Source organism: Streptomyces sp. WM6372 (assembly GCF_001279655.1).
Taxonomy (GTDB): Bacteria; Actinomycetota; Actinomycetes; order Streptomycetales; family Streptomycetaceae; genus Streptomyces.
In genome coordinates, this window is record NZ_LGDB01000034.1 from 1 (window position 1) to 7,950 (window position 7,950).

The following is a 7,950-nucleotide window of genomic DNA, read 5'->3' on the forward strand; positions in this document are numbered from 1 at the left end:
CAGCGCGTCCTCCAGCCGCTTCAGCACCACCACGCCGACGCCCGAGCCGAAGACCGTGCCCCGCGCATCCGCGTCGAACGGGCGGACATGCCCGTCCGGAGAGACGAAGGACCCATCCTGGTGCAGGTATCCCGTGCCCGGTTCCGGGTCGACGTGGACACCGCCCGCCAGAGCGAGGTCGCACTCCCCGGCGAGCAGGCTGCGGCAGGCGGTGTGGGCGGCGAGCAGCGCGGTCGAGCAGGCGGCGCGCAGCGAGACCGCAGGGCCCTTCAGGTCCAGCTTGTACGACACCCGGGAGGCCAGGAAGCCGAGCTCGTTCGCCACCAGGATCTGGGTCTGGCCCAGGGTGTCCACGATCTGCTGGTGCGAGTAGACGTGCTGGACGTAGCGGTTGGCCCCCGCACCGCCGAACACGCCGATGCTGCCGTCGTACTGCTCGGCGTCGTAGCCGGAGTGCTCCAGCGCCTGCCAGGAGGTCTCCAGGAAGAGCCGGTGCTGCGGGTCCATCACCTCGGCCTCGCGGGCGGTGTACCCGAAGAACTCCGCATCGAACAGGTCGCTGCCGGTGAAGGCCGGCGCGGCCTTGACGTAGTTCGGGTGCTCGTAGACCTCGGCCGGCACCCCGGCCGCCGCCAGTTCCTCGTCGGTGAGCGGAAGGATCGACTCCACACCGTCACGCAGGTTCGACCAGAACTCGGCCAGGTCCCCCGCGCCGGGGAAACGCCCCGCCATCCCGACGATCGCGACACCGCCGCGCGCCGCCATCACAGGGCCGCCCGGAGGTTGTCGACGAGTGCGCCGAGGGTGCGCACCGTGGGGCCTTCGTACACGATGGTCAGTGGTACGGCCACGCTCAGCTCCTGACGCAGTCGGTGCACGACCTGGAGGCCGAGCAGGGAACTGCCGCCCAGCTCGAAGAAGTTGTCCTGGGCACCGACGCTCTCCACGCCGAGCAGCTCCTGCCAGATCTCCGCCACCCGTTGTTCGGTCTCTCCGCTCGGTGCGACGAACGGGTTCCGCAGGTTGGGCCGCTCATGCCGGGTGACGGGCGCCGCCGCCTCGGCGGACGGGTCGGACCACAGCTCCTGGCGCAGCGCCAGGTCACCCGTGGAGGTGATGATCTGCGCTTGCGGCGCAGCGTCGAGCAGGGCGTCGAAGACCCGCCGGCCCTCGGCCGGGGTGAGCGCCAGGTCGCGTACGGCGGCCCCGAGCTCGGAATCCGCCCGGTCCTCGGAGGAGAAGTACCAAGCCTCCCAGTTGACGCTGGTCCAGGGCAGGTCCGCGCTGTGGTGCTTCTGGGCGAAGGCGTCGAGCACGGCGTTCGCGGCGGCGTAGGCGCCGAAGCCGAGTCCGCCGAGCAGCGAGGCGATCGAGGAGCAGATGAGGGCGAAGTCCAACCGCTGGTCGGCGAGTACCTCGTGCAGCACCTGCGTGCCGTACAGCTTGGGCCCGAAGTGCCAAGAGGCCTCCTCCTCGCCCAGGACCGAGATTTCCCGGTGGGCTGCCTTGCCGGTCGTGCCGGCACAGTGGAGCACGCCGTCGATCGGTCCGAACTCCTCCAGGATGCGCGCCTTCAGGGCGAGCATGGCAGCGCGGTCGGAGACGTCCGTGGCGGTCACCAGCACCTCGGACCCGAGGGCCTCGATCTCCTGGACGGCGCGGACCGCCGACCGGACGGCCTCCGGGTGATGCGGATCGGCCCATTCCTCCCGGGGCGGCAGGCCCGTCCGCCCGAGCAGCACCAGGCGCACCTTCGCCCGGTCCGCGAGGGCGCGGGCCATGAGCAGGCCGATCTTCCCGAGGCCGCCGGTGAGCAGGTACACCCCGCCGTCGCGGACCGGTGAGGCGTCTCGTGCGGGCGGCTCGCCGACTGCGTACGCGGGCGCCCAGCGGTGCCGGCCGCGCAGCGCGATCGTGCGCTCGCCCGGCGCGGCGGAGAGGTCTGCCAGCAGCTGTTCCACCAGGCCGGGCACGGACTGCGGGCCCTCGAGACGGAGATCGAACTGGACGCAGCTGAGCGTGGGGTATTCCTGCGGCAGCACCCGGCACAGGCCCTGGACCGCGGCCTTCGGCGGGCAGAGCGGCTCGTCGCCGAGGACTGAATGGACTTCGGAGGACAGCACGTCCCAGCGCTGCTGCTGCGTCATGAGTTCGGCCTCGACGGCCTGGGCCCAGTGGACCAGGCTGTCGAAGGAGCGGTGCAGCAGGGCCCGCACGTCCTCGGGCGCCGCGGCCCGGTCCGCGTCGTCGCCGACGCTCCAGCAGTGCACGACCCGGCCGGGCAGCGGTCCCTCGGCGCGCAGCGCCTCGGCGAGCCGGCCGAAGTGTTCCGCGCGGGCGGGGTCGAGGACGTACTCGCGCTCGCCTTCCCGGTGCCAGTCGGCCCCGCGGGAGACCACGCGCACGGTCGCGCCGAGGGCTTCCAGGCGGTCGGCGAGGCGGCGGCCGACCCCGGTCTCGTCGGCGAAGACGAGCCAGCGCTCGGCGGCCAGGCCGGCCCCGGCGTACCGGGGTGCGCCTGCCAGCCGCTGCCAGGACGGTGTGTAGAACCACTGGGGCAGTTCGCCGCGCCGCTGCTGGGCCGATCCGCTGCCGGGCTGGGCGGTGCCGGGCGCGAGCCAGTAGGTGCGCCGTTCGAAGGGGTACGTGGGGAGCGGGACCCGCCTGGCGCCGGCCGGGGCGGGGAAGGGGCGCTCCCGTCCGGCCAGCCAGAGGCGGCCGGCGGCGCGGAGGAGTGCGGTGCGGGCGCTCTGCCCGAGCATGGCACCGGGCAGGGAGGGGACTACGACCCGGTCGGTGTCGGCGGCGGCGGGGTGCTGGAGGGCGCCGGGGGTCAGCGTCGGCGCGGGGCCGATCTCGACGATCGCGATGTCCGGGACGGACCAGAGGGCGGCCAGGCCGTCCGCGAACCGCACGCTCTCCCGGACGTGCCGGGCCCAGTACTCGGGGCTGGTGGCCTCGTCGTCGGTGATCCAGGTACCGGTCAGGTTGGAGACGAACGGCACGGCCGGAGCGTTCAGCGGGACCGAGCGGACCAGTTCGGCGTACCGCTCGACGACCGGCTCCATCATGGGGGAGTGGAAGGCGAAGCGGGTGGTCAGCCGGCGGGTGGCGACACCCGCGGCGAGCAGCTCGCCGGCCACCCGCTCGATGCCCTCGACGGTTCCGGAGAGCACACAGGTCTGGGGGCCGTTGACCGCGGCGAGGCAGACGTCTTCGTCCGTGTACTTCGCGACGGCTTCCTCGGAGAGCGGTACGGCGAGCATCGCGCCCTCGCCCTGCTCCTCGATCAGCCGCGCGCGCTCCACGACCAGGCGCAGGGCGTCGGGCAGCGAGAAGACCCCGGCCACGCAGGCGGCGACGTACTCGCCCAGGCTGTGGCCGATCATCACCTCGGGCTCGACGCCCCAGGCGGCCCAGAGCCTGACGAGGGCGTACTCGAGGGCGAACACCGCGGGGTACCCGAAGAGGGGCTGGTCCAGCGGGTGCTCGCTGCGCTCCGGCTGGAGCAGCAGCCTGCGGAAGTCGAACGGCTGCTCGGGCGCGGCCGCGGACTCGCCGGCGGCGAGCAGGAACTCGCGGATGTCCGTGCCCAGCAGCGGCAGCAGCAGCTCGGCGCACTCGTCCAGGGCGGACCTGAACACGGCCTCCTGGGCGTGGAGCTCGCGGGCCATGCCGGGGAACTGGGTGCCGAACCCGGTGAACATGAACGCCACGGGACGGTGCGCGGCCCCGGGCGCGGTCCCGGTCAGCAGCCGTCCGTCGTCGCGGGCGTCGAGCGCCGCCACCGCCTCCTCGCTGCTGCCGGCGACCAGCATGCGCCGGTACGGGAAGGCCCGGCGGCCTTGCTGGAGGGTGAAGGCGACATCGGCGAGTTCGAGGCCGGGGTGGGCGCGGAGGTGGTCGTGCAGCTGGTCGGTGGCCGCCTCCATGGCCTCCGGGCTCTTGGCGGAGAGCACGAGCAGCTGCTCGGTGCCGTCGGCCGGCCGGGGTGCGCGCGGCACCTGCGGGGCCTGTTCGAGAATGACGTGGGCGTTGGTGCCGCCGAGCCCGAAGGAGCTGACCCCTGCGCGGCGCGGGCCGTCGCCCTCGGGCCAGGGCAGCAGCTCGGTGTTGACGTAGAACGGACTGCGGTCCAGAGCGATGCGCGGGTTGGGCTTCTCGAAGTGCAGGGTGGGCGGAAGCTGCCCGTGCTCGACCGCCAGCACTGCCTTGATCAGGCCCGCGACGCCAGCGGCCGAGTCGAGGTGGCCGATGTTGGTCTTGACGGATCCGAGGGCGCAACTGTGCTCCGGGACCCCGGAGTAGGCCGAGGCCAGCGCGGAGAACTCGATCGGGTCCCCGAGGATGGTGGCCGTCCCGTGAAGCTCGATGTAGCCGATGCTCTCGGCCGGGACGTCCGCGTTGGCCAGCGCCGTTGAGATGACGGCGGCCTGGGTGGCCGCGCTGGGCGCGCTGAAGCCGGCCCGCCGGGAGCCGTCGTTGTTGAGCGCCGAGCCCTTGATGACCGCATGGATGTGGTCGTTGTCGGTGATCGCGTCCTTGAGGCGCTTGAGCACCACCATGCCGACGCCGTCGCCGCCCACCGTGCCCTGGGCGCGGGCGTCGAAGGTACGGCAGTGGCCGTCCGGTGAGAAGATGCCGTCCGGGCGGTAGACGTAGCCCTTGCTCCTGGACCCGTCGACGGCGACGCCGCCGGCCAGCGCGGTGTCGCACTGGTAGGCCAGCAGCGCCTGGCATGCCTCGACCACGGCGGCCAGCGAGGTGGAGCAGGCGGACTGGATGTTGAGGGCGGGGCCCTCCAGCCCGAGCTTGTAGGAGACGCGGCTGGCGAGGAAGTCCGGCCGGTTGCCGATCACCGTCTGCTTGTCGCCGAGGATCTGCGCGGCGGCGGGCTGGGTGGCGATGTTGTGGATCAGGTAGGTGTTGTTGCCGGCGCCCGCGTAGACGCCGACGAGGCCGTCGTGGCGTTCGGCGTCGTACCCGGAGCTCTCCAGTGCAGCCCAGGCGCATTCGAGCAGTACCCGGTGCTGCGGGTCCATGAGCTCGGCCTCGCGTGGGGAGTAGCCGAAGAAGGCGGCGTCGAACTTCTCGCTGTCGGCCAGTACGTAGCTCGCGCCGACGAAGTTCGGGTCGGCCAGGGTGGCGGCGTCGACGCCGCGCGCCGCGAGTTCCTCCTCGCCGAAGCGGGTGAGGGAGCAGACGCCCGCCTTGAGGTTGCTCCAGTACTCCTCGACCTTACGGGCGCCGGGGAAGCGGCCGGCCATGCCGACGATGGCGATGTCGAGGCTGTCCTCGTACTCGGGGAAGCCGTCGGCGGGCTCGGGTCCGGGCCGGACGCCCATGGCGGAATCGACTTCCGGGGAGTGCTCACTCATGGTGACCTCGCTTCGCTTGCAACTGCTGCTGGCGGCGCCTGAGCAGGGCGTTCTGTTGAGCTCCTCCGCCGCGGGCGGGGCCAGGGGCTGCGCCCTGCTTCTGCTGCGAGAGCAGGCCGGCCTGGGCTCGGACGGTGGTGTGCTGGAACAGGTCGAGCAGTTCGATCTCCCGGCCGGTCGCCGTCCGGAGCCGGTGGTGCAGCTCGACCATGAGCAGGGAGTGCCCGCCCAGGTCGAAGAAGTTCTGGTCGGTGCCGACCGCCTCGGTGCGGAAGAGCTCCTGCCACACCCGGGCCACCAGCCGCTCCAGCTCGTTCCGCGGCGGCAGCGGTGCGGCGGCGGGTTCCGCGGGCCGGGGCAGCCTGCTGCGGTCGACCTTGCCGTGCCCGCTGAGCGGCAGCCGGTCGAGCGTCACCAGCGCCTGCGGCACCATGTGGGGGGAGAGCCTCTCCCGCAGGTGGCGCTCCAGCTCGGCGGTGGCGGTCCCGGCGTCGTGCGGCTCGATGTAGGCGACCACCCGCCGGTCGCCGGGCACGTCCTCGCGTACGACGGCGATGGCGTGGCGCACAGCGGGATGGCTTTTCAGCGCGGCCTCGATCTCCCCCAGGGCGACCCGGAAGCCGCGGACCTTGATCTGGTCGTCGCGCCGGCCGAGGAAGGCGATCGTCCCATCGGCCAGGCGGCGGACGATGTCGCCGGTGCGGTAGAGGCGGGAGCCGGGGCCGCCGCCGAGGGTGTCGGGGACGAAGGCAGCGGCGGTGAGGTCGTCGCGGCGGTGGTAGCCGCGGGCGAGGGTGGCACCGCCGATCAGCAGTTCCCCGGCCACGCCGACGGGCGTGGGGCGGCCTGCGGGGTCCACGACGTGGGCCTGGGTCCCCGGGAGTGGCACACCGATCGGCGCGGTCTCCCACTCCGCTTCCGGGTGGTCGGCCACGGCGAGGGTCAGCACGCCGACGGTGGTCTCGGTCGGGCCGTAGTGGTTGAAGACCCGGCAGTGGGGGACGAGGCGCTGCAGGGCGCGCAGCCAGCGCCAGTCGGACGCCTCGCCGCCGACGACCAGCAGGCGGCGCGGCAGGAGCTCGGCGAAGCGCGGGGAGGACTGGAGGACGCGCAGGTGAGAGGGGGCGATCTTCAGGCAGTCGACCCCCCAGGTCTGCACCCAGTCGGCCAGCTTTCCGGCGTCCAGTGCGACGTCCCGCGAAATCAGCTGTACCTCGCCGCCCGTGCACAGCGGCGGGGCGAAGGCGGTGACGCTGGAGTCCACGGTCAGCGGCTGCACCATCGCGAAGCTGAGCGGCCTGTCGATGCCGAGCCGCCGGACGATGGCACGGATGTAGGCGACGAGCTGGCGGTGCTCGATCACGACGCCCTTGGGCTTGCCGGTGGAGCCGGAGGTGTAGAGCAGGTACGCGGCGTCCCCACAGGCCGATTGCTCGGGGGGCGGGTTCTCCGCCGGGCGGCCTGCCAACACCTTCCACTCGGCGTCGAGCTCGATCACCCGGTGCCCGGTGTCGAGCGGCGCCGTCGCCACGACGGCGTGCACGGCTGCGTCGCCCAGGATGCCGTCCCGCCGCTGGACGGGGTCGTTCGGGTCCACCGGTACGTACGCGCCGCCGGCTTTGAGGATGCCCAGCACGGCGACCATCAGCCGTACGTCGCGATCGGCGCAGAGGCCCACGGTCACCTCGGGGCCGACGCCGGCCTCGCGCAGCAGGTGGGCCAGCTGGTTGGCACGCGAGTTGAGCTCGCAGTAGCTGAGAGAGGCGCCCTCGGACCGGACCGCGACCGCCTCGGGGGTGCGGCGTGCCTGCTCCTCGAAGAGCCGGTGGAAGCTCAGGCCGGCCGGCTCGCCCGCCACGCCGTTCAGCGCGGCGATGGTGCGCTCCTCCGCGGGGGTGAGCAGGGGCAGTTCGGCCACCGGTCGGTCCGGCTCGGCCGTCGCGCCTTCGAGGAGCCGGAGCAGGTGGTCCACCGCGCGGCGGGCGGTGGAGGCATCGAGGACGTCGGTCGCGAACACCAGCTGCCCGGTCAGTTCGCCGTCGTGCCAGGAGAGTTGCAGGTCCAGGTCGCAATACGTGGTCTCGGGCGCGGCACGCGGCGCGGACAGGCAGGAGAAGCCCGGCCACAGGTGCGCCGGTGCGGCGTCGCCGGACTGCCCGGCCTCAGCGAGCCGGGCGCCCGCCGAGCGGACCAGGTCGCGTAAGCTCCCCCCGGCCTCGACGCGGACGGGCGTGACCGATCCGGAGCCTTCGGCGCCCCCGCCCCCGCCCCCGACCCCGACCGCGAACTCGGACTGCCCGCCGTACCGGTGCAGCAGTGCCAGGTAGAGGGCGAAGGCCGCCGAGGGGAGGTCCGCTCCGCAGGCCTGGGCCAGCCGGTGCAGCGCGGCCGTTGCGGTGGCGGGGGCGGTGAAGGGGACCGAGCCGGCCCGGGGGTCGCGCCGGGTCGGACGGGCCCGGTCCAGGGGAAGCTCCGGAGCGGCGGGCAGCTCGGCGGGGGGCCCGCCGGGTTCGGGGTCGGGGACGGGGGGTGTGGGGGGGGGGGGGGGGATGAGGGGTGCCTTTGGGGGGTT

Annotated in this window: 3 protein-coding genes; all 3 read right to left on the reverse strand. The window is 73.3% G+C overall.

The window, feature by feature from the left end; genetic code table 11:
• On the reverse strand, positions 1-765 hold a 765-nt coding region (locus tag ADK52_RS05035), incomplete at its 3' end, for a polyketide synthase (RefSeq protein WP_199828449.1).
• Complete coding sequence (locus ADK52_RS44365; RefSeq protein ID WP_078987971.1) at positions 765-5,378, reverse strand: type I polyketide synthase; 4,614 nt, start codon at positions 5,376-5,378, stop codon at positions 765-767. The genes ADK52_RS44365 and ADK52_RS05035, both read right to left, overlap by 1 nt.
• Positions 5,371-7,950: non-ribosomal peptide synthetase (locus ADK52_RS05045; protein WP_159045843.1), on the reverse strand; the 2,580-nt coding region annotated here is incomplete at its 5' end. The genes ADK52_RS44365 and ADK52_RS05045, both read right to left, overlap by 8 nt.